Annotated in this window: 20 protein-coding genes; 10 read left to right on the forward strand and 10 right to left on the reverse strand. The window is 68.5% G+C overall.

The window, feature by feature from the left end:
* Positions 1-44: 44 nt before the first annotated feature.
* The 5 genes from KR541_RS21640 to KR541_RS21660 all read right to left on the reverse strand — a co-directional run bounded on the left by KR541_RS21640 (position 45) and on the right by KR541_RS21660 (position 6238).
* Positions 45-896, reverse strand: coding sequence for an alpha/beta fold hydrolase (locus tag KR541_RS21640; protein WP_050017329.1), 852 nt, complete (start codon positions 894-896; stop codon positions 45-47).
* A 239-nt stretch (positions 897-1135) separates the two neighbouring features.
* Complete coding sequence (locus KR541_RS21645; protein WP_050017328.1) at positions 1136-1465, reverse strand: DUF3579 domain-containing protein; 330 nt, start codon at positions 1463-1465, stop codon at positions 1136-1138.
* Positions 1466-1490: 25 nt separating this feature from the next.
* Positions 1491-2852 (reverse strand): sigma-54-dependent transcriptional regulator, encoded by a 1362-nt coding sequence (locus tag KR541_RS21650; protein ID WP_050017327.1) that lies wholly within the window; start codon positions 2850-2852, stop codon positions 1491-1493.
* The gene (locus tag KR541_RS21655; protein WP_050017326.1) at positions 2842-4728 is read right to left on the reverse strand and encodes a sensor histidine kinase; all 1887 of its coding nucleotides are present in this window, start codon (positions 4726-4728) and stop codon (positions 2842-2844) included. The genes KR541_RS21650 and KR541_RS21655 overlap by 11 nt, the downstream gene beginning before the upstream one ends.
* 145 nt (positions 4729-4873) lie before the next feature.
* Positions 4874-6238, reverse strand: a complete 1365-nt coding sequence (locus KR541_RS21660; RefSeq protein WP_050017325.1) for a 2-hydroxycarboxylate transporter family protein — start codon at positions 6236-6238, stop codon at positions 4874-4876.
* 434 nt (positions 6239-6672) lie between these two features.
* On the opposite strand from KR541_RS21660, the gene KR541_RS21665 reads away from it, so the two are divergent.
* The 6 genes from KR541_RS21665 to KR541_RS21690 are packed head-to-tail and all read left to right on the forward strand — an operon-like array spanning position 6673 to position 12895.
* Complete coding sequence (locus KR541_RS21665) at positions 6673-7512, forward strand: MetQ/NlpA family ABC transporter substrate-binding protein (RefSeq protein WP_050017324.1); 840 nt, start codon at positions 6673-6675, stop codon at positions 7510-7512.
* 10 nt (positions 7513-7522) lie between these two features.
* Positions 7523-8941, forward strand: coding sequence for an LLM class flavin-dependent oxidoreductase (locus KR541_RS21670; protein ID WP_050017323.1), 1419 nt, complete (start codon positions 7523-7525; stop codon positions 8939-8941).
* An 18-nt stretch (positions 8942-8959) separates the two neighbouring features.
* Positions 8960-10144: a methionine ABC transporter ATP-binding protein gene (locus KR541_RS21675; RefSeq protein ID WP_050017322.1), complete on the forward strand. Its 1185-nt coding sequence runs from the start codon at positions 8960-8962 to the stop codon at positions 10142-10144.
* The gene (locus KR541_RS21680) at positions 10137-10793 is read left to right on the forward strand and encodes a methionine ABC transporter permease (protein WP_050017321.1); all 657 of its coding nucleotides are present in this window, start codon (positions 10137-10139) and stop codon (positions 10791-10793) included. Before KR541_RS21675 ends, KR541_RS21680 begins: the two co-directional genes overlap by 8 nt.
* A gap of 51 nt (positions 10794-10844) precedes the next feature.
* Positions 10845-11687 carry a hypothetical protein gene (locus KR541_RS21685; RefSeq protein WP_050017320.1) on the forward strand — a complete coding sequence of 281 codons (843 nt, stop codon included), beginning with the start codon at positions 10845-10847 and terminating at the stop codon, positions 11685-11687.
* Complete coding sequence (locus KR541_RS21690) at positions 11684-12895, forward strand: acyl-CoA dehydrogenase family protein (RefSeq protein ID WP_185731879.1); 1212 nt, start codon at positions 11684-11686, stop codon at positions 12893-12895. The genes KR541_RS21685 and KR541_RS21690 overlap by 4 nt, the downstream gene beginning before the upstream one ends.
* An 87-nt stretch (positions 12896-12982) precedes the next feature.
* On the opposite strand, the gene KR541_RS21695 is transcribed toward KR541_RS21690, so the two are convergent.
* Together KR541_RS21695 and KR541_RS21700 are read right to left on the reverse strand one after the other, a co-directional pair.
* Positions 12983-14710 carry a YadA family autotransporter adhesin gene (locus KR541_RS21695; protein ID WP_089489804.1) on the reverse strand — a complete coding sequence of 576 codons (1728 nt, stop codon included), beginning with the start codon at positions 14708-14710 and terminating at the stop codon, positions 12983-12985.
* A 534-nt stretch (positions 14711-15244) separates the two neighbouring features.
* A complete protein-coding gene (locus KR541_RS21700) occupies positions 15245-16090 on the reverse strand; it encodes a helix-turn-helix domain-containing protein (RefSeq protein WP_050017317.1) in 846 nt (281 codons plus the stop codon).
* Positions 16091-16346: 256 nt separating this feature from the next.
* On the opposite strand from KR541_RS21700, the gene KR541_RS21705 reads away from it, so the two are divergent.
* Both KR541_RS21705 and KR541_RS21710 read left to right on the forward strand, forming a co-directional pair.
* The gene (locus KR541_RS21705) at positions 16347-17300 is read left to right on the forward strand and encodes a DUF2167 domain-containing protein (RefSeq protein ID WP_089489803.1); all 954 of its coding nucleotides are present in this window, start codon (positions 16347-16349) and stop codon (positions 17298-17300) included.
* Positions 17297-18022, forward strand: coding sequence for a site-2 protease family protein (locus KR541_RS21710; RefSeq protein ID WP_050017315.1), 726 nt, complete (start codon positions 17297-17299; stop codon positions 18020-18022). The genes KR541_RS21705 and KR541_RS21710 overlap by 4 nt, the downstream gene beginning before the upstream one ends.
* Positions 18023-18088: 66 nt before the next feature.
* Here KR541_RS21710 and KR541_RS21715 read toward each other — a convergent pair whose 3' ends face one another.
* The gene (locus KR541_RS21715) at positions 18089-19474 is read right to left on the reverse strand and encodes an MFS transporter (protein ID WP_050017314.1); all 1386 of its coding nucleotides are present in this window, start codon (positions 19472-19474) and stop codon (positions 18089-18091) included.
* A gap of 246 nt (positions 19475-19720) precedes the next feature.
* On the opposite strand from KR541_RS21715, the gene KR541_RS21720 reads away from it, so the two are divergent.
* Positions 19721-21298 (forward strand): aldehyde dehydrogenase (NADP(+)), encoded by a 1578-nt coding sequence (locus KR541_RS21720; RefSeq protein ID WP_050017313.1) that lies wholly within the window; start codon positions 19721-19723, stop codon positions 21296-21298.
* A gap of 127 nt (positions 21299-21425) precedes the next feature.
* Here KR541_RS21720 and KR541_RS21725 read toward each other — a convergent pair whose 3' ends face one another.
* Both KR541_RS21725 and KR541_RS21730 read right to left on the reverse strand, forming a co-directional pair.
* On the reverse strand, positions 21426-21797 hold the full coding sequence (locus tag KR541_RS21725) for a type II toxin-antitoxin system VapC family toxin (RefSeq protein WP_050017312.1): 372 nt from the start codon (positions 21795-21797) through the stop codon (positions 21426-21428).
* Positions 21794-21991 carry a type II toxin-antitoxin system VapB family antitoxin gene (locus tag KR541_RS21730; protein ID WP_050017311.1) on the reverse strand — a complete coding sequence of 66 codons (198 nt, stop codon included), beginning with the start codon at positions 21989-21991 and terminating at the stop codon, positions 21794-21796. The genes KR541_RS21725 and KR541_RS21730 overlap by 4 nt, the downstream gene beginning before the upstream one ends.
* Before the next feature lie 185 nt (positions 21992-22176).
* On the opposite strand from KR541_RS21730, the gene KR541_RS21735 reads away from it, so the two are divergent.
* Entirely contained in the window at positions 22177-22731 is a 555-nt protein-coding gene (locus KR541_RS21735; RefSeq protein WP_050017310.1) for a hypothetical protein, read from the forward strand.
* Positions 22732-22761 lie beyond the last annotated feature (30 nt).

The raw sequence follows: 22761 nt of genomic DNA on the forward strand, positions 1-22761 counted from the left end.
CAAGAGGGAGGAAGACGGGGCGGCGCGTATGCCGCCCGCTCGCGTTACGCGGCGACGAACTCGTGCACGTAACGGTTGAACACCGCGGGGCTCGCCGCATTCATCCCGTGCGATGCGCCGGCTACCGTCTGCCGTTGCGCATGGCCGATCCACTGCGACAACGTGTCGACGTTGTGGCGGAACATCTTCGGGCTGCGCTGGCCGTCGATCAGCAGCGTGCGGCATGCGATATCGCCGGCCGTGTGCTGCGAATACGCGGGCAGCGGGTCACGCAGCTGCTTCGGCAGCGTGCTCGCATTGTCGATCGCCATCGTGCGGAAGCGCGACGTGCTTTTCTTCCACGCGCCGGGCAGGCTCACGGAATCGACGAACATCTCGAGGCCGGCTTCGACTTCGCCTTGATCGATCAGGTTCACGGCCTTCGTGCGCAGTGCGATCGCGGTGGCCGGCATCGCGGCTTCGCGCACGCCCGGCTGCTGGAGCGGGCCGCCCGGATCGGCGAGCGTCAGCGATTCGACGAGGTGCGGATGCTGGCGCGCAACGTTGAACGCGACGCTGCCGCCGCGCGAATGGCCGACCAGATGCACGGGGCCGAGATCGAGCGCGTCGATGAATTCGGCGAGTTCGTCGACGTGGTTCTGCCAGCTGAACTCGTCCTGGATGCCCGCTTCGACGGCCGGCCAGTAGTGGCTCAGGCTCGGCGCGATGCAGCGGTAATGGGCCGACAGCGCCGCGAGTTGCGGATCCCAGTAGCGGTAGTCGCACAGCGAGCCGTGCACGAACACCATCGGCGCACCGCCGCCCCGCTCGACATACGGCAGGCTGATGCCTGACGAAAGCGTCGCAAATTGCAGGTCGGGGTTCGCGAGCACGGACGGCTCGATTCGCATGTTCATGACTGAAAGACTCAAGGGTGCGTCAACACGACGCAACTATGCATCACGGCGACCTGCAAGGAAAACGCATAATTTTCATCGTCACGATCAATTTTATTGATGACTGCGCCGGAAACCCCTGTCGCAGCGTGGTCATGCATCGAAACCTTCAATCATCTGACGATTGATTGCTGCACCGAAAGGGGCGTGCGGCGGCCTGCGCGCACGCGCCTTTGCATTGAGAAAGGGAGGGTGGCGCGTCAGCGCACCGTCAACGCCGGCACGCGCTGAAGCTCGACCGGCAAATCATTATCGGCCGCGAACTGCATCGCGAACTCGAACGCATCCGCACACACGGCGCGCAATTCGTCGGACACGAACAGGCATTTGACGCCTCCATCGACGACCGGCATCGCGAGCCGCGACAGCGCGCACGGATAGCCGGGCCGCCGTTCGCCGACGAACAGCGTGATGACGCCCGCGAGCCGCTCGGGCCAGTCGCTCGGGCGGAAGGTTTTCTGCGCGCGCGTGACGCCGCGGATCAGGTGGCCGGCGATGCGGCCGTGCTCGGTGATGTCGATGCGATCCATGCTGTTGTGCGTGTCCTCGTGCGCGTCATTCGCCGCCGTCGGCCGCCGCGTCGCCGCGCGCGGGAATCCGCAGGTTGCGCAGCTTGTGATAGAGTGTTTTCTTCGGCATGCCGAGCGCCTCGCTCGCGTCCGCGACGTTGCCGTTGTGACGCCGCAGCATGTCCTCGATCAGCATCCGCTCGAAATACGCGAGCTGCTCCGCGAGCGTGCTGCCGGCCGTCGGCGTGCCGCCGGACGACAGCAGGCTGTCGCCGGTCAGCCCGAGCACGAAGCGGTCGGCCACGTTCTGCAGCTCGCGCACGTTGCCGGGCCACGCGTGCGTCATCAGTTCGGACACCTGCGCGGCGGTGACGACCGGCGCCGGCTGCCCGAAGCGCCGCGCGGCCGCGAGCACGAAATGCTCGAACAGCAGCGGCACGTCCTCGCGCCGTTCGCGCAGCGGCGGCAGCTCGATCTGCGCGACGTTGAGGCGATACAGCAAGTCCGCACGGAAACGCCCGTCGGCCGCGAGTTCGGCGAGATCGGCCTTCGACGCGGCCACCACGCGGCAGTCGACCGGAATCAGGTCGTTCGCGCCGAGCCGCTCGACCACGCGCTCCTGCAGCACGCGCAGCATCTTGATCTGCAGCGCGATCGGCATCGTCTCGATCTCGTCGAGGAACAGCGTGCCGCCATCGGCCCATTCGATCTTGCCGATGCGCTTCTTGATCGCGCCGGTAAACGCGCCGGCCTCGTGGCCGAACAGCTCGCTCTCGAACACCTGCTCGGGCAGGCCGCCGCAATTCAGCGCGACGAAGTGCGCGTCGCGCCGGCCGCCGAAGTCGTGCAGGCTGCGCGCGATCAGCTCCTTGCCGGTGCCCGTCTCGCCGGTGATCAGCACCGACACCGACGTATCGGCGAGGCGCAGGATCTTCTTGCGCACGTCGGCCATCGCGGGCGACTTGCCGAGCACGAACGCCTCGATGCCCTGCCAGTTGTTCAACGCGGCGCGCAAGCCTTGGACCTCGAGCGTCAGCCGGCGCTTCTCGATTGCGCGCGCGACGCGGCCGGCGATCACGTCCGACGAAAACGGTTTCTCGATGAAGTCGTACGCGCCGACCTGCATCGCGCCGACGGCCGTCGAGATGTCCGCATGGCCGCTGATCAGCACGACCGGAATCTGGGCATCGATGGCCATCACGCGGTCGAGCAGCTGCAGCCCGTCGATGCCCGGCATTCGCACGTCCGACACGATCACCACCGGCGCGCCGGGCGCGACGTGCGCGAGCGCGTCGGCGGCCGACGCGAACGCGTCGACCGGGAACCCGGCGAGCGCGACGGCCTGCTCGACGCCGATCCGGACGTTCTCGTCGTCCTCGACGACCAGCACGCGAATCTCATCTTCCATGCTCTGTCCTTTGTTGCGGCGTCGCCGCCGCGAATTCGATGGTGAACTGCGCGCCGCCTTCGTCGCGGTTCGTCGCGGCGATCTTCGCGCCGAACGCCTCGACGATGCGCGACGTGATCGCGAGGCCCAGCCCGAGGCCCTGGCCGCGCGGTTTGGTCGTGACGAATGGCTCGAACAGGTGCGGCAGCACGTCGGGCGCGATGCCGGCGCCGCTGTCGGCCACCGTGAAGCGCACGCGGCCATCCTCGTCCGGGCCGGCCGCGTCGATGACGATGCGGCGCACCGGCGCGTCGTGCACCGCGTCGAGCGCGTTGCCGAGCAGGTTCACGATCACCTGCTGCAACTGGCTCGATTCGGCCGAGACCGTCGTGCCGGGCGCGATGTTCACGTCGAGCCGCACGCCTTCGTCGCGAATCCGCGCATCGTAGATGAGCCGCGCATGCGCGACGGCCTCGTTCAGCGACACCGCGACGCGCTCGACGTCGGGCTTGCGCGCGAAGGTCTTCAGTTCGCCGGTGAGCACGGCCATGCCGTCGACCAGCTTGCCGACCCGTTCGAGATTCGCGAGCGCCGGCGCCGGCTGGCCGCGTTCGAAGAATGTGCGCGCGTTGTCGCACAGCGTGCGGATCGCGACGAGCGGCTGGTTCAGCTCGTGCGTGAGGCCGGCGGCCATCTGCCCGAGCACCGCGAGCTTGCCCGCGTGCACGACTTCCTGCTGCGAATCGCGTAGCCGCTGCTCGGTGCGCTCGCGTTCGTCGATCTCGCGCTGCATCCGCTCGTTCGCGGCCGTCAGCGCGGCCGTGCGCTGCGCGACGGTCAGTTCGAGCCGGTCGTTCGCGCGACGCAGCGCGTCCTGCGCGCTCAGCCGCGCGAGGATCGCCCGGCGGCGCTGGATCGCATAGCCGACCAGCAGCGCGACGATCAGGAACGCGCCGGTGACGAACACGAAAGCCGTCTGCTGCTGGCGCCGCGCGCCCGCGATGTCGAGCAGCACCATCAACGAATCGCCGCCCTGCGGCGCGGGGCGCGACATCACGAGATAGCGCGTGGTGCGGCCGGCGTGGCGCGGATCGGGGAAGGTGCCGAACCACGCGGCCGAGCTGCGGTCGCCGATGCGGCGATAGGGCAGCGCGTCGACGGTGCGGCCCGCGTACTGGCGCGACGCCTGGATGTCGCGCTGCTGCTGCGCGGTGATCGGGCGCAGCGCGGCGAATTTCCACGCGGGCTCGGTCGAGATCACGACCACGCCGTTGCTGTCGACGACCAGCGCGGCGACGCCCGGCGCACGCCACGCCGATTCGAGCGGGTCGACGCTGATCTTCACGGCGGCCACGCCGATCGGCGCGCCGTCGCTGCGCACCGCGCTCGCGAAGTAGACGCCCGGCACGCCGGTGTTGGTGCCGATGCCGAAGAAGCGGCCGCTGCCGCGCGCGAGCGCGTCCTTGAAGTACGGCCGGTACGACACGTTGGTGCCGACGAAGCTGATCGTCTCGTTCCAGTTGCTCGCGGCGATCACGTCGCCTTGCAGATCGATCACGTCGACCGCGCCGCTGCCCGCGTCGCGATTCACGGCTTCGAGGTAGGTGTTCACCGCATGCACGAGCGCGGGTGCGTCGTTCGGCGCGGCTTTCAGCATCGCGCGCACGCCGTCCTGCCGCGCGACCAGGCCGGGCAGGATCTCGAAGCGGCCGAGCTCGCTTTTCAGGCTCGACGCGTACAGGTCGAGCCGGTGCGCGCCGGCTTCCTCGAGCGCGTCGATCGCGCGTTCCCATGCGAAATCGACGGCCGCGCCGGCCACGCCGACGTACAGCACCGCGGCCGATGCCCAGCCCCACCACGGGATTCCCTTGAAGCTTTTCTGCACGTTCGCCCTCATCGAAGCCGCCACCGGCCGTCCGCCACCGGCCGTCCGCTACCGGCCGTCCCAATCGCCCGCCCGGAACGACGCGCGCCGCGCGCCGGCTCAAGGCCGGCGGCGGCGCGTGCGAGGCAGCCGGCGCGACGGTGCGCGCGGCCGCGCGTTATCCGAAGTGCGCGACCAGGATCAGCGTCACCGTGACGACGATCGCGCCGCCGATGCGGGTGGCGATCTGCGCGAACGGCATCAACTGCATCCGGTTCGCGGCGGTCAGGATCGCGACGTCGCCGGTGCCGCCTTGCCCGCTGTGGCAGGCGTTCACGATTGCGGTGTCGATAGGGTACATCTTCAGCAGGCGGCCGACCACGAAACCGGTGCCCATCAGCGTCGCGACGGTCGACACGATCGTGACCACGTTGACGATCGTGAACGCGGCGGTCAGCTTGTCCCACGGCGTCATCGCGACGCCGATCGCGAACAGCAGCGGATACGTGACGGCGGTCGAGAAGAACTTGTAGACGACGAACGCGCCTTCCTGCAGCGGCGGCGACACCGCGCGCGCGAGCTTCACCAGCACCGCGAGGAACAGCATCGCGACCGGCGCGGGCAGGCCGAACAGCTTGTGCGCCATCAGGCCGACGAGGTACAGCGTGATCGCGGTGATGCCGGCGCCCGCGATGTGCGTGACGTCGACGTGGCCGCGGATCTCTTCGCTTTGCGGCGCCATGTCGCCGCTTTCGCCGACTTGCAGGCGGCCGTTGCCGGTCAGATGCGGCAGGCGCTTGCCGAGCATGTCGAGCGCACCCGACAGGATGATCGCGGTCAGGCTGCCGAGCATCACCGGCGGCAGCACCATCGCGAACATCTCGCCCTGCGGCAGGTGCATCAGTTCCGAATAGCCGATCGACAGCGGAATCGCGCCTTCGCCGACGCCGCCCGCCATGATCGGCACGACGATGTACAGCAGCGTGTGGCGCGCGCCGAGGCCGAGCGCGGTGCCGACCGCCGTGCCGACGATCGCGGCCGCGACCGAGCCGGCCGCGAGCGGAATGAAGATCTTCACGAAGCCCTGGATCAGCACGCGGCGATCCATGCTCAGGATGCTGCCGACGATGATCGACGCGATGAACAGGTACAGGAAGTTGGTCGATTTCGTGAATTCGACCGTCAGATTCAGCACCGGCTTCGGCAGCACGTGGTAGTACGTGAGCGCCGACGGCACGAAGGTCGCGAAGATCGCGGCCGCGCCGATGTTGCGCAAGAGCGGCAGGCGCTTGCCGAGTTCCGCGCAGGTGAAGCCGAAGAACGCGAGCACGGCGATCGCCATCGAGATTTCGCCGGGCACCTTGCCCGTCACCGCGAAGCCGACGATCAGCCCGAACAGGATCACGTAGACCGGTAGCGGAATGATGCCGATGCGAATCTCCATCAGCTTCCACCAGCCTTCCGGCCAGAAGCGTTCGCGCGTGGCGGGACCGGCTGCCGCAATCGGCTCGGGATGGGACGGGGTATGGATAGAGGTCTGCAAGACGTGTCTCCTGATGTTTGGAATGCCTGCATTGCTTCGCGGCATCGTGTGCCGTCTATTACGCAACCCCCATGCCAGAATTCCGAAGCGCCGGAATATTTTTAGTCCATTGATTCATAAGGGATTTATTTCGTCTGCGGAAAGAGTTTTCCGTAAGGGCTGGCCGAGATTTCGGAATTCCCGCGGCGGCGAGGCCGAGATTTCGGCCTGACGGCGGCCCGGGCGCCCGGCCCTGCCAGCCGCCCGCCGTACCGCCCGCCATATCGCCGCGCGCGATTTTCTTCGCACAATCGCTTCGTAGACCGCCTTCCCGCCGCTCTCTATCATCGGCTGATCTTTTTCCGACGTGACGACGACTGTCCGGAGAACGCCCGCGCGTTCGCCGCGGCTTCGCTCATCCGTCGATACCGTCTTTGGACAGGAGAGTGGTTCCCATGCTGCATCCCGTGTTTTCCGCCCGCTTTTCCGCCGGCCGTGTGGCCCGCCTGGCCCGCCTGCTGACGGCCGCGCTGCTCGGCGTCGTGCTGCTGAACGGCGCGCGCGCCGACACCGCGCCGCTGAAGGTCGGCATCTCGACCAGCCCGCAGATCGAGGCGCTGAAGATCGCCGCGAAGGAGGCGAAGGAGCAGGGCCTCGACGTGAAGATCGTCGAATTCACCGACTGGAATACGCCGAACGCGGCGCTCGCGAACAAGGACATCGACGTCAACTACTTCCAGCACATCCCGTTTCTCGAGAACGCGAAGAAGCAGGGCGGCTACAACTTCATCTCGATCGCGCCCGGCACGATCATGAAGATCGGCCTCTATTCGAAGAAGGTGAAAAGCTTTGCCGAGCTGAAGGATGGCGCGCGCGTCGCGATCGCGAACGATCCGGTCAACGGCGGGCGCGGGCTGTTGCTGCTGCAGCGCGCGGGGCTCATCACGCTGAAGCCGGGCGCCGACTACCGCGCGACGACGCACGACATCGTCGCCAATCCGAAGCACCTGAAGATCATCCCGCTCGAAGCGTCGCAACTCGCGCGTTCGCTCGACGACGTCGACCTCGCGCAGGGCTACCCGAGCTTCATCAAGCTCGCCGGCACGACCGACCCGAACAGCGCGCTGCTGTTCGACGGCACCGAGAACAAGAACTTCGCGATCCAGTGGGTCGTGCGGCCCGAGAGCGCGAACGATCCGCGCATCCGCAAGTTCATCTCGATCTACCAGCACTCGCCGGCGGTGCGCAAAGCGCTCGACAACGCGTTCGGCTCGCTGTACGCGATCGCGTGGTGACGGAGGCGGCATGACGACGGCGAACCGCAAGAAGATCCTGCTCAACGCGTTCAACATGAACTGCGTCGGGCACATCAACCACGGGCTGTGGACGCATCCGCGCGACCGCTCCGCGCATTACACCGATCTCGACTACTGGGCCGATCTCGCGAAGACGCTCGAACGCGGCAAGTTCGACGGGATCTTTCTCGCGGACATCGTCGGCGTGTACGACGTGTTCGGCGGCGGCCCTGACGCCGCGCTGCGCGAATCGGTGCAGGTGCCCGTCAACGATCCGCTGCTGCTCGTGCCCGCGATGGCGCAGGTCACGCGGCATCTCGGCTTCGGCGTGACCGCGAACCTGACCTACGAGCCGCCGTACCTGTTCGCGCGCCGCATGTCGACGCTCGATCATCTGACGAAAGGGCGCGTGGGCTGGAACATCGTCACCGGCTACCTCGACAGCGCCGCGCGCGGGATGGGCCTCGCGCAGCAGATCGGCCACGACGACCGCTACGAGCGCGCCGACGACTACATGGACGTCGTCTACAAGCTGTGGGAACAGAGCTGGGACGACGACGCGGTGATCCGCGACGCACAGGCGCGCGTGTTCGCGCAGCCGGGCAAGGTGCGGCGCGTGAAGCACGACGGGCCGTTCTATTCGATCGATGCGATCCATCTGAGCGAACCGTCGCTGCAACGCACGCCGGTGCTGTACCAGGCCGGCTCGTCCGCGCGCGGCGTCGAGTTCGCGGGCCGTCACGCGGAATGCGTGTTCGTGAACGGGCAGAGCAAGGCCGCGGCGCGCGCGGCGGCGCTCGACATCCGCGCGGCGGCCGCGCGGCAGGGGCGCGACCCGGCGTCGATCAAGATCTTCGCCGGTGTGAGCGTCGTGACGGCCGAGACCGAATTGCTCGCCCGCGAGAAGTTCGACGAGTACCGGCGCTACGCAAGCCCTGAAGCCGGCCTCGCGCATTTCGCGAGCTCGACCGGCATCGATTTCGCGAAGTACGGCCTCGACGAGCCGATCTCGTACGTGAAGACCGATTCGATCCAGTCGGCCGTCGATGCGATCTCGCGCAAGAGCACGACCGGCACGTGGACCGTGCGCCGGATGCTCGAACAGATGTCGCTCGGCGGCCGCTATGCGCCGATCGTCGGTTCGCCGTCGCAGGTCGCGGACGAACTGCAGGCGTGGATCGACGAGACCGGTATCGACGGCTTCAACCTGACGCGCACCGTGATGCCCGAGTCGTTCGAGGATTTCGTCGACTGGGTCGTGCCCGAGCTGCAGAACCGCGGCGTCTACAAGGAAGACTACGATCCCGCGTCGACGCTGCGCGAGAAGCTGTTCGGCGCCGGCCCGCGCCTGCCCGCCTGGCACACCGGCGCGCAGCACCGGCCGGCGGCCGCAGCCGAACCCGAACCCGCGCATCCCGCGCATGCCTGAACGTGACGGAGCGAAGCGATGACGCAATTGTTCGATACGCTGGGTTTCATCGAGGCATCGGCCGTGCGCGCCGGCGCGGGCGTCGGTGCGACCGCGCATGACGAAACGGCCGTGCCGGCCGACGGCGCGGCCGTGTCGCTGGAGCAGGTCGGCAAGGTGTTCGCGACGCCGCGCGGCCAGGCCGCCGCGCTGCGCGACGTGACGCTCGACGTGCGGCGCGGCGAGGTGTTCGGCATCATCGGCCGCAGCGGCGCCGGCAAGTCGACGCTGCTGCGCCTCCTGAACGGCCTCGAACGGCCGAGCTCGGGCCGCGTGCGCGTGCAGGGCGTCGACGTCGGCGCGCTCGACGAGGATGGCCTCGTCGCGTTGCGGCGCCGCACCGGCATGGTGTTCCAGCATTTCAACCTGCTGTCCGCGAAGACGGTGTTCGAGAACGTCGCGCTGCCGCTGAAGATCGCCGGCGTGCCGAAGGCCGAGCGCGTGCGCAAGGTCGACGCGCTGCTCGACCTCGTCGGGCTCGCCGCGAAGCGCGACGCGTACCCGGCGAGCCTGTCGGGCGGGCAGAAGCAGCGCGTCGGCATCGCGCGGGCGCTCGTGCACGATCCGGAGGTGCTGCTGTGCGACGAAGCGACGTCGGCGCTCGATCCGGAAACCACGCAATCGATCCTCGCGCTGCTCGCGGACATCAACCGTCGTCTCGGGCTGACGATCGTGCTGATCACGCACGAGATGGAGGTGATCCGCGCGGTATGCGACACGGTCGCGGTGATCGAACAGGGCGAAGTCGTCGAAACGGGCCCGGTGTGGCGCGTGTTCGGCGATCCGCGCCATGGCGCGACGCGCGCGCTGCTGAGCACGCTGCAGCACGACCTGCCGGCCGAACTGGCCGCGCGCGTGCGGCCGCTGCCCGAGCAGGCCGCGCTGCCCGACGGCGCGCAGATCGTGCTCGACGTCCGCTATACGGGCGAAAGCGGCGGCGAGCCGGACGTCGGCGCGCTCGCGGCGGCGCTCGGCGGCTCCGTGCGGTTCCTGCACGGCGGCATCGAAAGCATCCAGGGACACGCGCAGGGGCGGCTCGTGATCGCCGCGACACCGCGTGCGGATGACGCCGGCCCGTCGGCCGCGCGCGGCGGCGCGGTCGCCGCGCTGCTCGAACGTGCGCGCCGTCATGCGAATCATGCGGAGGTGCTCGGCTATGTTTGAGCTCTGGTGGCCCGAACTGCTCGACGCGATCCGCGACACGCTGTCGATGGTCGCCGCGTCGGCCGCGATCGCCGCGCTGATCGGCATCCCGCTCGCGGTGATCCTCGTGACCACCGCGCCCGGCGGCATCTACGCGCGGCGCGGCGTGAACGCGGTGCTCGGCGCGCTCGTCAACGTGTTCCGCTCGACGCCGTTCATCATCCTGCTGGTCGCGCTGCTGCCGTTCACGCGCATCCTGATCGGCACGACGATCGGCGTGTGGGCGGCCGTCGTGCCGCTGTCGATCGCCGCGATCCCGTTCTTCGCGCGGATCGCCGAAGTGAGCCTGCGCGAAGTCGATCGCGGGCTGATCGAGGCCGCGCTCGCGATGGGCGCGAAGCGCCGCCACATCGTGTGGCACGTGCTGCTGCCCGAAGCGCTGCCCGGCATGCTCGGCGGCTTCACGATCACCGTCGTCGCGCTGATCGGCTCGACCGCGATGGCGGGCGCCGTCGGCGCGGGCGGCCTTGGCGATCTCGCGATCCGCTACGGCTATCAACGTTTCGACACCACCGTCATGGCGACCGTGATCGTGATCCTGATCGCGCTCGTCTCGGCCGTGCAAATCACGGGCGACCGCCTGGTCCGACGCGTGACCCGGCGAACCTGAGCGACGCCACAAGCGTCCGCTCGCTTCATTCCTGATCCTGAGAGAAAAACCATGACCTTGCCCATCGGCGCGCCGCGCGAATGGAACGGACAATTCGAGGAAGCGCTGTTTCTGCAGGTGGCGCGACGCCATCGCCCGGACTTCCCCGACAAGGTGGCGACGCCGCCGCGCGAGCCGCGCAACGGCGACGAGCTGGCTGCCGTCGCGGACTACTACACGAAGATGGCGTCGCACGACCTGTTCATCGTGCAGGTCGTCGCGAAGGCGATCGACACGCTGTTCCGCGACGATCCGCATTTCCAGTTGATCTTGTCGCGCCAATTGGGCGACGACGGCGCGCACGCGGTGATTGGCCGTGAGCGCGTGACCGAACTCACGGGGCGCGACCCGCTGCCGGAAGTCGACCGCCTCGTCGCCGCGCACTGGGCGCGCATCGGCGATATCGCGGTGCGCGACGTCGCGGGCTTTCTCGCGTTCGAATGGCATTACGAGCTGCACATCCTCGCGAAGCTGTGGATCCAGCGCAAGACCGGCCGCATCGGCGACAGCGCGATGCGCGAGCACGGCGAGAACCGGATTCGCCCGGACGAGGAATGGCATCGCGTGCAGATCGTCCAGTGGTGGTTCGACACGCTGCAGGCGCTGCCGGTGGCCGAGCGCGACGCGCTGATCGATCGCGTGATCGCGGCCGACGAGGAAACCCAGGCGCGGCTCGACGGCTATCTGCACGACGAATACGCGCATACCGCACTGGTGTTCGGCGCGGATATCGCCGACTATCGTGCGATCTACGACGACTGGCGGCGCGAGATCCTGTCGCGGCTGACCGGCCGCCGGCTTGGCGCCCTCGTCCCGCTGTCGGGCGAAACCGTTGAACAGGAAGCTGTCGCATGAACGATCCACGCGGCCCGGCGACGCTGGCGCCGGATACCGATACACCGGCCGTCGACCGCGCCGCGCTGGCACGCGCGATCGATGCGCTGCGCGTGAGCGCCGCCGAGCGCGACCGCGCCGGCGGTCATGCGGCGCAGGAGAAGCAGTGGCTCGCCGACGCGGGCCTGCTGACGCTCGCGGTGCCGCGTGCGTTCGGCGGGCAGGAAGCGGCGTGGCCCGCGATCTACGACGTGATCCGGCAGGTCGCGCGGGTCGACAGCGCGCTCGCGCATCTGGTCGGCTTCCAGTGCCTGCAGGTAGTGAGCGTCGACGTGTGGGGCAGCGCCGCGCAGCGCGAGCGCTACCTGCGCGGCACGGTCGACGGGCGCTGGTGGTGGGGCAACGCGGTCAATCCGCTCGACACGCGGCTCGTCGCCACGGCGACGCCCGACGGCGGCTACCGGCTCGACGGCGTGAAGGGTTTCTGTTCCGGCACGCGCGGCTCGCAACGGATGACGGTGTCCGCGCACGATCCGGCGATCGGCCGCACGGTGTTCGGCGTGGTGCCGACCGATCGGGCCGGCATCACGGTCAACGAAGACTGGGATCCGGTCGGCCAGCGTCAGACCGATAGCGGCAGCGTGCGCTTCGACGGCGTGACGCTCGCGCCGGACGACGTGCTGCACCGCTCCGAGACTGCGCCGACGCCGCGCGCGACGCTGCGCACGCTCGTGTCGCAGCTCGTGCTGACGAACCTGTTCGTCGGCCTCGCGGAAGGCGCGCTGGCCGAGGCGCGCGACTACGTGCGGCAGCATGGCCGCCCCTGGATTCACTCGGGCGTCGAGCGGGCCGAGGACGATCCGTACACGCTGCAGCGCTTCGGCGACATGCGCGTGCGCGCGGTTGCGGCGGCGGCGCTGGCCGATCGCGCGGCCCACGCGTTGCAGCACGCGTGGGCGCGGCAGGATGCGCTGACGGCGGACGAACGCGCCGAAGTCGCGCTCGCGGTATCGGAAGCGAAGATCGTCGCGCAGCGCGCGGCGCTCGACAACGGCGAGGCGCTGTTCGACGCATGCGGCGCGCGCGCGACGGCTGCGTCGCTCGGCCTCGACCGCTTCTGGCGGAATGCGCGCACGCATACGCTGCACGATCCGCTCGACTACCGGCTGCGCGACGTGGGCCGGTTCGCGCTGACCGCGGCGTTGCCGCAGGCGTCGCTCTATACGTGAAGGCGGCCCGCCCCCTGCGCCGTGGCGCCGATGGCGGGCCGCCCGACGTCAGGAGCCGCGCCCTGACGCGTCGCTGTCGCAAGCCGATTACCAGCGGTAGCCGACGCCCGCCCCCGCGCCGAACGAGCCGTGCCCCGACACCGCCGTCGTGACCGAGCCCTTGACGAGCCATTTCGCCGTCGCGACGGACAAGCCGACCGCCATCGCGCTTTGACCGCCGTACGTGCCGCCGCCGAGCGCGACGACCTTCTCGCCCGGCAGCACGGCTTGCGGCAGGTTCGCCATGGCGATCGCGCTCGCCGTGCCCGCATTCGCGTCCTTGCGGTACTTCGACATTTCCTCGCGCACGGAGTTGATCGCACCGTTCAACTGGCGCACGTTCACGCCGTCCGTCGGTGCGGTGCCGTCCGCCACGTTGGTCAACTGGCGCTCGGCCCCGGGCGAGCCGATCGACACCGTGTTGTCCCGATCGGCAACCGAATTCGCGCCCAGCGCCACAGCATTGTTCGCGGTGGCCCGGCTGTTCGTGCCGATCGCGGTCGAATCCGTGCCGGACACGTTCGAGCCCGTGCCGATCGCCGTTCCGTTCGCCGTCGTGACTTTCGAATTCGTGCCAATGGCCGTTCCGTTCGTTGCGGTGACCGTGGAGTTGACGCCGACAGCCGTACCGTTGTCGCCCGAGACGTTCGAGCCGTTGCCGACCGCGGTGCCGTTCGTCGCGGTGACCGACGTATTCGTGCCGATCGCGGTGTCGGTCGGGTTCGTCACCGTGCCGCCCGGGACGCTCGACGAGATCTTGCCGACGGTCGTCGTGAGATTGGCCAGGTCCGCCGTCAGCGTCGACACCTGATTGGCGATCGAGAAGAGCTGCGAGCCGTTCACCGCATCGGTGCTGGTCGCGCTGATGGCGCCAGCCGCGACGTTGACGATCTGACGCTCGGCACCCGCGCTGCCGACGCTGACCACACCGACCGGCGTGCCCGCGAAGCCGCTGTAGGTCACGCCGTTGAGCGCCACGCTGTTGACGGTCGTATAGGCGCGCGTGGTCGCGTTCGAGCCCAGCGCGACGGCGTTCGCGTCGGCGGCGTTCGCCCCCTCGCCGATGGCGACCGCGTTCACGGCGGAGGCCGTCGCACGGGCAATGGCGACGCTGCCGGTCGCGGATGCCGAGCTGTCGACACCGAGCGCGACCGCATCGGCCGCACCGGCATTGGCCTGGAAGCCGAGAGCCGTACCGCCTGCTGCAATGCTGCCCTTGCCGACGGCCGTCGAGAACGTCGCGGTGGCACTCGCGTCTTGCCCGACGGCTATCGACTGATCGACTGCGAATGCACCCTGGCCGAAGGCGGACGCCGTGCCGCCGGTCGCGATCGCGCCGTTACCGACCGCCGTTGCCTGGCCGCCGACTGCGCTCGAAGCCGTTCCGATCGCCGTCGCCTGGTCGCCGGTCGCCACGGCGTTTCCGCCGACGGCCGTCGCGAACGTACCGGTCGCGGCCGCCATGCGGCCGATCGCGACGGTCTCGCTATAGGCGCCGGTCGACGAGCCCGAATTCGCGACGGCCGCCGTGCCGATCGCGATGTTGTCGCAGCCGGTTGCCGCGGCCGGATACGTGCTGCTGCCCGAAATGGCGATGTTGCCGACGCAGCCCGCGGCCGTTTCGGTCGACGTGCCGTTCTGCACATAGTCGGCTCGCGCGGGCGCGGAAGCGGCGAAGGCTGCCACGGCCGCGCTGACCGTGACGGCAAGCGCGACCTTCGATTTGCGCGGTGCGCGTTGTACGGAATTTCCCAACCCTTGATGATGCGTGTTCATTTGTTTTCCTGAGCTCGATGTAAAAATCGTGTTGTGGCTTGCATGGCCCCCGCTCGCCGTCCCGGTTGCATCGATTCGTTCGTGTCTCTTTCGTGACAGGTATCGGTTTTTCGATCTGTAAAAATGAAAGGTCTACTAACGAAATTTAACGTTCGCCGGTCTCGACGCGACGGGAGCAGGGCGCGGATTACGGCGACTTGCTTGTTTCCGTTACGGCTGTGTCAAAACTTCGCGAATCCGAAGTCCGGATCGCGACGACGCATTTTGATGGGTTCGGGTCGTGCGCATGTTTGCCGCGGCGGCTGAACGCTATGCTTCGGCAGACATTCGTTGAGTAGGGGCGTGATGAGGCAGTGAGCGATCACCGGCGCCGGGCAGCCGGGTTGCCGACGATCACGCGCTCGCTGGCGAGGAAGAGGAGACGGCGACGCTGCCTGATTGCATGTGCTCACGCGAAGGCGGCACCGGCCTTCGCTTGCCGGTCGTCCACCTGAAGACGGGATTCGTGCGCCGCGCTGCGTTGTCGGCGTGTCACTACGCCGGCAACGCGTCCGCCAGCGCCCGCATCGCCTCCACCGTTTCCGGGTTCGCCGGAAAGAACGCCTCGATCGCGAGTTCCGACAGCGTCACGTCGACCGGCGTGCCGAACACCGTCGTCGTACTGAAGAACGTCAGCTCGCCGCTCGTTGTGCGTAGCCGCAGCGGCACGGCGATATCCGCGAAATCGGTGCGCGCGTGCGAATCGTCGGGCTGCCCGGCCGGCGCCGGATACGCGGAGAGCTCGTCGCGCAGCGCATGCAGCGTGCGGTCGCCGCTCGCGTCGATTTGCCGTTGCAGCCGATGCAGGATATGCGCGCGCCATTCGTGCCAGTTGACGATCTGCGACGCGAGACCGTCCGGATGCAGGCTCAGCCGCAGCACGTTGACGGGCGGCTGCAGCAGCGCCGGATCGGCCTGCGCGACCAGCGCGCCGAGCATCCGGTTCGCCGCGAGCAGCGTCCAGTGGCGGTCCACCGCGAGCGCCGGATAAGGCTCGTGTCCGCGCAGCACGGCTTCGACCGCATGACGCGCGGCATCCAGTTGCGGGTCCGAAAACGGCCGTTCGCGAAACAGCGGCGCGAAGCCGGCCGCGACGAGCAGCGCATTGCGTTCGCGCAGCGGCACGTCGAGGCGTTCGGCGAGATGCAGCACCATCTCGCGGCTCGGCTGCGCGCGGCCCGATTCGACGAAGCTCAGGTGGCGCGCGGAGACTTCCGCATCGAGCGCGAGCGCCATCTGGCTCAGGCGCCGGCGTTGCCGCCACGTGCGCAGCAGCGGGCCGATGCCGGACGCGCGGCCGGCGGACGGAGGGGGCGATGGGAGGGCGGCGGTCGAGTTCATGGGGAGGATGATAGGCAATCCCGCGCACGCCGGGCATTACCTGCGAGGTAAGCATTCCGGATCGGCGCGCGTCGCCGGGTCCGCCAGCCGGCACGCGCGGCGCCGTCTCACAGCCGCATTCCGTTGCCGGAAGCCGCTGGAAGCTGCGTTACCATAGCGCCCGTGCCACCTGAGAGGCGGTGCCGGACCCGCGACCACAACGCATGGGCCGGTCGCCGCGCACATCGACAACAAGGCATTCCAGGGGAATCCAACAATGAAAAAACGTGCCGTCCGGCTCGCCTGCGTGGCGACGCTCGCACTCGCCGCGACCAGCGGCCACGCGCAGACCGAAGCTGCGCAGGTCGAAATGAGGGCCGCCGCCGCGGCCGCCAACGAAGCGGTCGTGAAGGGGCCGACCGACATCGACGTCAAACACGAAGCCGTGCTGAAGCTGAAGGCCGGCGAATCGTTCGTGCCGGCCGCCGAAGCCGGCCGCTACCTGCGCTCGATGGGCAACGCGATCGACGAATCGAAACTGGTCGGCCTCGTGCTGCCCGACGATCCGGACGCCGACTGGATCTCGGTCGTGTCGTTCGAGCCGAGCGGCTACATCCGCGACGACGACGCGAAGGACTGGAAGCCCGACGAGCTGCTGAAAAGCCTGCAGGCCGGCACCGAGGAAAGCAACCCGGCGCGCAAGGAGCGCGGCCTGCCCGAAACCGAGGTGGTCGGCTGGGCGAAGGCGCCCGCCTACGACGCGGCCACGCACCGGCTCGTGTGGTCGGCGATCATTCGCGACAAGGGCGCGGCGCCGAATGCCGCGAACGACGGCGTGAACTACCGGACGCTCGTGCTCGGCCGCGACGGCTACCTGTCGCTGACGATGGCGTCGACGCTCGCCGACCTGCCGAAGTACAAGGCGTCGGCCGACGAGTTGCTGTCGAACATTCGTTTCAACGATGGCAAGCGCTATGCCGACTTCAACCAATCGACCGACCACGTCGCCGAGTACGGGCTCGCGGCGCTGATCGTTGGCGTCGGCGCGAAAAAGCTCGGCCTGCTCGCGCTGATCGGCGCGTTCGCGGTGAAGTTCTTCAAGATCGGCGCGGTTGCGCTGCTGGCCGGCGGCGCGGCGCTCAAGCGCTTCTTCGGGCGCAAGCCGAAGGCGGCCGCGGTGCCGGCCGTCGCCGACGCATCCGCCACAGCCGCCACGGAGCGCAAGGAATGACGAAGCTGCTGTTGCTGATCTTCGGCGGCCTGAAGCTCGGCAAGGTGCTCGTATCGGCGGGCACGATGCTCGCGTCGATCGCGGTCTATGCGCTGTTCTACGGCTGGCGTTTCGCGGCCGGCTTCGTCGCGTTGCTGCTGGTGCACGAAGCCGGCCACTACGTCGCCGCGCAGCGGCGCGGGCTCGACGTCGGGCTGCCGACCTTCATCCCGTTCGTCGGCGCATGGATCCAGTTGAAGGAAATGCCGCACGACGCGGAAACGGAAGCGTACGTCGGGCTCGCCGGGCCGTTCGTCGGCACGCTCGGCGCGCTGGCCTGCTACGCGGCCGCGCGCCACACCGACAGCAACCTGCTGCTTGCGCTGTCGTACACGGGGTTCTTTCTCAACCTGTTCAACATGATTCCGCTGTCGCCGTTCGACGGCGGGCGGATCACCGCGGTGCTGTCGCCGCGCATCTGGTTCGCGGGCGTGCCGGTGCTGATCGCGCTGTTCGCGTATCGGCCGAGCCCGCTGCTGATCGTGATGGCGATCCTCGCGCTGCCGCAGTTGAAGCGCGCGTGGCGCTACGATCCCGACGCGCCGGAGAACCGCATGTATTACGCGACGTCGATCGAGACGAAAACGACCTACGCGCTCTGCTACGTCGGCCTGCTCGCGTTCCTCGCGCTGATGACGTCCGGCGTGCACGACATGCTGAGCGTCGTGCATGGGTCGACCTGACGCCGATCCGATGCAAAAAAGCGGCGGCCGCGTAAAAGGCGGCCGCCGTTTTTCAAAGGCCGAACCTCACGCGTCGCGATGACGCAGTTCGACGCGCTTGATGTCCTTCACGATCACGAGATAGCTGAACACGGTGACGAGCGCATTCAGCCCGACGAACACCAGTGCGCCGTTGAACGAGCCGCTCGCGCCGACGAGATAGCCGATCGCGATCGGCGCGACGATGCCCGCCGTGTTGCCGAACATGTTGAACAGGCTGCCCGACAGGCCGATCGCTTCCTTCGGCGCGGTATCCGCGACGACGGCCCAGCCGAGCGAGCCGATCCCCTTGCCGAAGAACGACACGGCCATCAGCATGATGACCAGCGCTTCGCTGTCGACGTAGTTGCAGCCGATGATCGTCATCGACAGCAGCATCCCGCCGACGATCGGAATCTTGCGCGCGAGCGTCAGCGATACGCCGCGGCGGATCAGCGCGTCCGACAGCATCCCGCCGAGCACGCCGCCGAGGAACCCGCAGATCGCCGGCAGCGACGTCATGAAGCCGGCCTTCAGCAGCGACATCCCGCGCGCCTGGACGAGGTAGATCGGGAACCACGTGAGGAAGAAGTACGTGAGCACGTTCACGCAGTACTGGCCGAGGTACACGCCAATCAGCATCCGGTTCGACAGCAACTGGCGCACGTAGTACCAGCCGGCCACGCGGCTGCCCTCGGAAGCGCCGCCGCCGCTGCCGCGCGCGCCGCCCGTCGACCGCACGAGGCCGCCACCCTGCTCGATATGATCGAGTTCCGCGCGGTTCACGGCCGGATGGTCGGCCGGGTCCTTCACGACGCGCAGCCACAGGAACGCGAGCGCGATGCCGGCCAGGCCCAGCCACAGGTACACATGGTGCCAGCCGTACGCATGCGTGAGCCAGGCCATCAGCGGCGAGAACACCACGGCCGCGAAGTACTGCGCGGCGTTGAAGATCGCCGACGCGGTGCCGCGCTCGGCGGTCGGAAACCAGCTCGCGACGACCTTCGCGTTCGCCGGGAACGCGGGCGCCTCCGCGATGCCGACCGCGAAGCGCATCGCGAACAGCGCGGCGACCGCGAACGCGGCGCTGCCGCCGAGGCCGATCGTGCTCTGCAGCAGCGTGAACGCCGACCACAGGAAGATGCTCGCCGCATACACGCGCCGCGCGCCGAAGCGGTCGAGCAGCCAGCCGCTCGGCAGTTGCGCGAGCACGTACGCCCAGCTGAACGCCGAGAAGATGTAGCCCATCGTCACCGGGTCGATGCCGAACGCCTTGCGGATCGGCGTGCCGGTGATCGACAGCGTCGCGCGGTCCGCATAGTTGAGCGTCGTGACGACGAACAGCATCGCCAGGATCCAGTAACGCACCGCGGTGCGGCGCGCGGTGCGCGCGAGGTCGAGTGGAAGATCGCGAGGGGAGGACGGATTGCGCATTTTAAACGTACGTCGTCGTATGACATGGCCGAAAGTGTATTGGCAATACACGAATTCAGAAACCTCGGGTTTTCCCTTTGAAGTCCGCGTCACAATATGGGAATTTCGCGATTTACTGGCCGGACAACGCGCACCGGTGTATCGTCCGCGCCCTCGCAGGCGGCGAGAATGACGCAATGCCGTCGGCAGACATCGTATCTGTTGCGTTACAATGAGCCATCCATTCCCGAACCACGGAGCACACCCATGCAACTGACAGGAGAGATGCTGATCGGCGCCGAAGCGGTGGCCGGCTCGGCAGGCACCTTGCACGCGTTCGACCCGACGAAGGGCGCGCCGATCGAGGCCCCGGCGTTCGGCGTCGCGACGCAGGCCGACGTCGACCGCGCGTGCGAACTCGCACGCGACGCGTTCGATGCGTACCGTACGCAGTCGCTCGCGGCCCGCGCGGCGTTTCTCGAAGCGATCGCCGATGAGATCGTCGCGCTCGGCGACGCGCTGATCGAGCGCGCGCACGCCGAAACGGGCCTGCCCGTCGCGCGGCTGCAGGGCGAGCGCGGCCGCACCGTCGGCCAGCTCCGGTTGTTCGCGCGCGTCGTGCGCGACGGGCGCTTCCTCGCCGCGTCGATCGATCCCGCGCAGCCGGCACGCACGCCGCTGCCGCGCTCGGACCTGCGGCTGCAGAAAGTCGCGCTCGGGCCCGTCGTCGTATTTGGCGCGAGCAATTTCCCGCTCGCGTTCTCGGTGGCCGGCGGCGATACCGCGTCGGCGCTCGCGGCCGGCTGCCCGGTGATCGTGAAGGCGCACGAAGCGCACCTCGGCACGTCCGAACTGGTTGGCCGCGCGATCCGCGCCGCGGTCGAGAAAACCGGCATGCCGGCCGGCGTGTTCTCGCTGCTGGTCGGCCCCGGCCGCGTGATCGGCGCGGCGCTGGTCAGCCATCCGGCGGTCCAGGCGGTCGGTTTCACCGGGTCGCGGCAGGGCGGGATGGCGCTCGTGCAGCACGCGAACGCGCGCCCGCAGCCGATTCCCGTCTATGCGGAAATGAGCAGCATCAACCCGGTCGTGCTGTTCCCGGCCGCGCTGGCCGCGCGCGGCGACGCGATCGCGACGGGCTTCGTCGATTCGCTGACGCTCGGCGTCGGTCAGTTCTGTACGAATCCGGGCCTCGTGCTCGCGATCGACGGCCCCGATCTCGACCGTTTCGAATCCGTCGCCGCGCAGGCGCTCGCGAAGAAGCCCGCCGGCGTAATGCTGACGCACGGCATCGCGGATGCGTACCGCAATGGCCGCGGCAAGCTGGCCGAATTGCCGGGCGTGCGCGAAATCGGCGCGGGCGAGGCCGCGCAGACCGACTGCCAGGCGGGCGGCGCGCTGTATGAAGTGGGCGCGCAGGCGTTCCTGGCCGAGCCGGCGTTCAGCCACGAGGTGTTCGGGCCGGCGTCGCTGATCGTGCGCTGCCGCGATCTCGACGAAGTCGCGCGTGTGCTCGACGCGCTCGAAGGCCAGTTGACGGCCACGCTGCAAATCGACGCCGACGACAAGCCGCTCGCGCGCCGGCTGCTGCCGATCCTCGAGCGCAAGGCCGGCCGCCTGCTCGTCAACGGTTACCCGACCGGCGTCGAGGTGTGCGATGCGATGGTGCACGGCGGGCCGTTCCCCGCGACGTCGAACCCGGCCGTCACGTCGGTCGGCGCGACCGCGATCGAGCGCTTCCTGCGGCCGGTGTGTTATCAGGACTTCCCGGACGACCTGCTGCCCGAAGGGCTGCGGGAAGGCAATCCGCTCGCGATTCCGCGGCTGCGGGACGGCAAGGCGGAGTGACGTGGCATAACCGGTGAACGCACTGTCCCGGGAGGGATGCGTCCCGGCACGTTGGAACACGGCGGCGGGGCCCACGGGCCCCGCCGCTTTTTTATTCCGCGCGGGCTTTGGTGCCGGTTTCGCTCGGTCAGTGAGCGGGGCGGGCGACGAGTTGCAAGCGTTCCGCTGCAGCCAGCAGGCGCCGGTCGCGCGTCCATAGCTTGCTGTCGCTGGTCAGTCTGGCCGACGCAAGCAGGTGGGCATCGACGTAACCGATGCCGAGCCCGTGAAGCGGGACGGCATCGATCATGCGCTGCACCTCGTCGTCGGTTGCAACGGTTGCGGCCGGAAGGTCGCGCAGCGCATCCAGCACGGTCTCGCGATTGCGCATGCTACGGAGGGCAAGCTCGCCGACGATGAACGGATGGATCAACACGCGCTCCGCTTCCAGCAATGCGGTGAGCGTCGCGTCGCCGGCCCGCAAGTGATCGATCCAGACCGAAGTGTCGACAAGGATCATGCGGGCTCCGACGGGCGGCGTGGAACCGATTCAAGGTCGGGCTCGGTGCCGCCGAGGCGGGCGAGTCGTCGCGCGCTTTCGCGGGCGATCAATGCGCGCAGCGCTTCTCTCACGAGCGCCGACTTTTCGGTGAGGCCGGTCAATTGCTGCGCTTTTGCGAGCAGTGCGTCGTCGAGGGACAAGGTGGTGCGCATGGGCGGCTCCCGGGAAAAGTCGATGCATCAATTATGACATCAAGTGGTGATCATATTGATGCGCGGACGGGGCGGCGAGAGGTCGGCTTTCCTGTTGCCCGCGTTTCTCCTACAGTAGCGAAGCCTCGGGCCGTCCGGCCCGCAGGCGAGCCTGAGAGATCACAAGACCAACAAGGAACCATCCGATGACTATCAGCAAGCGTGGCGACCACCTGTTCGCGGCAGGGTTGTGGAAAACGATCGGCGACGTCGCGAAATCGGTCCGTACCCAGATCGGCGAAACCAGCGAAGGGCGCGTGCTGGCCGACGCGCTGTTCGCGCTGCAGCGCGAACTGGGCGGCAGCGAATTCGACGTGACGATCAACCAGGGGCGGCCCGTCGCGGGCTCCGATCCGCATTCGTTGATCTTCGGCAGGGCCGTCGAGCGCTTCAAGTACGACATGGAGGCCGTGGTGTTCGCGCTGAAGCATCGCCGCAGCATCGACGGGCCGAACGGCGCGGAGCGCGCCGACGCGCTCACGCAGGCCAACACGCATCTCGCGACCGCGAAGCAGTACGCGATGTTTACCGTCGGGCGCTTCTTCGATGCGGTCGTCGATCGCGACGTGCTGGAACAGATCGTGGGCGCCGAGTCGCCGGCGCGCGGCCGGCCGCTCGCGGCCCGCAAGGGGATCGACGAGACGCAGCGTACGCTCGCGAGCGTGCGGCAGCGGATCATCGGCGCGATCGCGCAGATGTAATGCAATGGCCGCGCCGGCTCGTCGAGCCAC

It is taken from the genome of Burkholderia sola (assembly GCF_905400185.1).
Lineage (GTDB): Bacteria > Pseudomonadota > Gammaproteobacteria > Burkholderiales > Burkholderiaceae > Burkholderia > Burkholderia sola.

Excerpts from the sequence above, each read along its gene's own strand:
- KR541_RS21640 (WP_050017329.1), bottom strand. The coding sequence starts at position 896 with ATGAACATGCGAATCGAGCCGTCCGTGCTCGCGAACCCCGACCTGCAA.
- KR541_RS21645 (WP_050017328.1), bottom strand. The coding sequence starts at position 1,465 with ATGGATCGCATCGACATCACCGAGCACGGCCGCATCGCCGGCCACCTG.
- KR541_RS21650 (WP_050017327.1), bottom strand. The coding sequence starts at position 2,852 with ATGGAAGATGAGATTCGCGTGCTGGTCGTCGAGGACGACGAGAACGTC.
- KR541_RS21655 (WP_050017326.1), bottom strand. The coding sequence starts at position 4,728 with ATGAGGGCGAACGTGCAGAAAAGCTTCAAGGGAATCCCGTGGTGGGGC.
- KR541_RS21665 (WP_050017324.1), top strand. The coding sequence starts at position 6,673 with ATGCTGCATCCCGTGTTTTCCGCCCGCTTTTCCGCCGGCCGTGTGGCC.
- KR541_RS21670 (WP_050017323.1), top strand. The coding sequence starts at position 7,523 with ATGACGACGGCGAACCGCAAGAAGATCCTGCTCAACGCGTTCAACATG.
- KR541_RS21675 (WP_050017322.1), top strand. The coding sequence starts at position 8,960 with ATGACGCAATTGTTCGATACGCTGGGTTTCATCGAGGCATCGGCCGTG.
- KR541_RS21680 (WP_050017321.1), top strand. The coding sequence starts at position 10,137 with ATGTTTGAGCTCTGGTGGCCCGAACTGCTCGACGCGATCCGCGACACG.
- KR541_RS21685 (WP_050017320.1), top strand. The coding sequence starts at position 10,845 with ATGACCTTGCCCATCGGCGCGCCGCGCGAATGGAACGGACAATTCGAG.
- KR541_RS21690 (WP_185731879.1), top strand. The coding sequence starts at position 11,684 with ATGAACGATCCACGCGGCCCGGCGACGCTGGCGCCGGATACCGATACA.
- KR541_RS21695 (WP_089489804.1), bottom strand. The coding sequence starts at position 14,710 with ATGAACACGCATCATCAAGGGTTGGGAAATTCCGTACAACGCGCACCG.
- KR541_RS21700 (WP_050017317.1), bottom strand. The coding sequence starts at position 16,090 with ATGAACTCGACCGCCGCCCTCCCATCGCCCCCTCCGTCCGCCGGCCGC.
- KR541_RS21705 (WP_089489803.1), top strand. The coding sequence starts at position 16,347 with ATGAAAAAACGTGCCGTCCGGCTCGCCTGCGTGGCGACGCTCGCACTC.
- KR541_RS21710 (WP_050017315.1), top strand. The coding sequence starts at position 17,297 with ATGACGAAGCTGCTGTTGCTGATCTTCGGCGGCCTGAAGCTCGGCAAG.
- KR541_RS21715 (WP_050017314.1), bottom strand. The coding sequence starts at position 19,474 with ATGCGCAATCCGTCCTCCCCTCGCGATCTTCCACTCGACCTCGCGCGC.
- KR541_RS21720 (WP_050017313.1), top strand. The coding sequence starts at position 19,721 with ATGCAACTGACAGGAGAGATGCTGATCGGCGCCGAAGCGGTGGCCGGC.
- KR541_RS21725 (WP_050017312.1), bottom strand. The coding sequence starts at position 21,797 with ATGATCCTTGTCGACACTTCGGTCTGGATCGATCACTTGCGGGCCGGC.
- KR541_RS21730 (WP_050017311.1), bottom strand. The coding sequence starts at position 21,991 with ATGCGCACCACCTTGTCCCTCGACGACGCACTGCTCGCAAAAGCGCAG.
- KR541_RS21735 (WP_050017310.1), top strand. The coding sequence starts at position 22,177 with ATGACTATCAGCAAGCGTGGCGACCACCTGTTCGCGGCAGGGTTGTGG.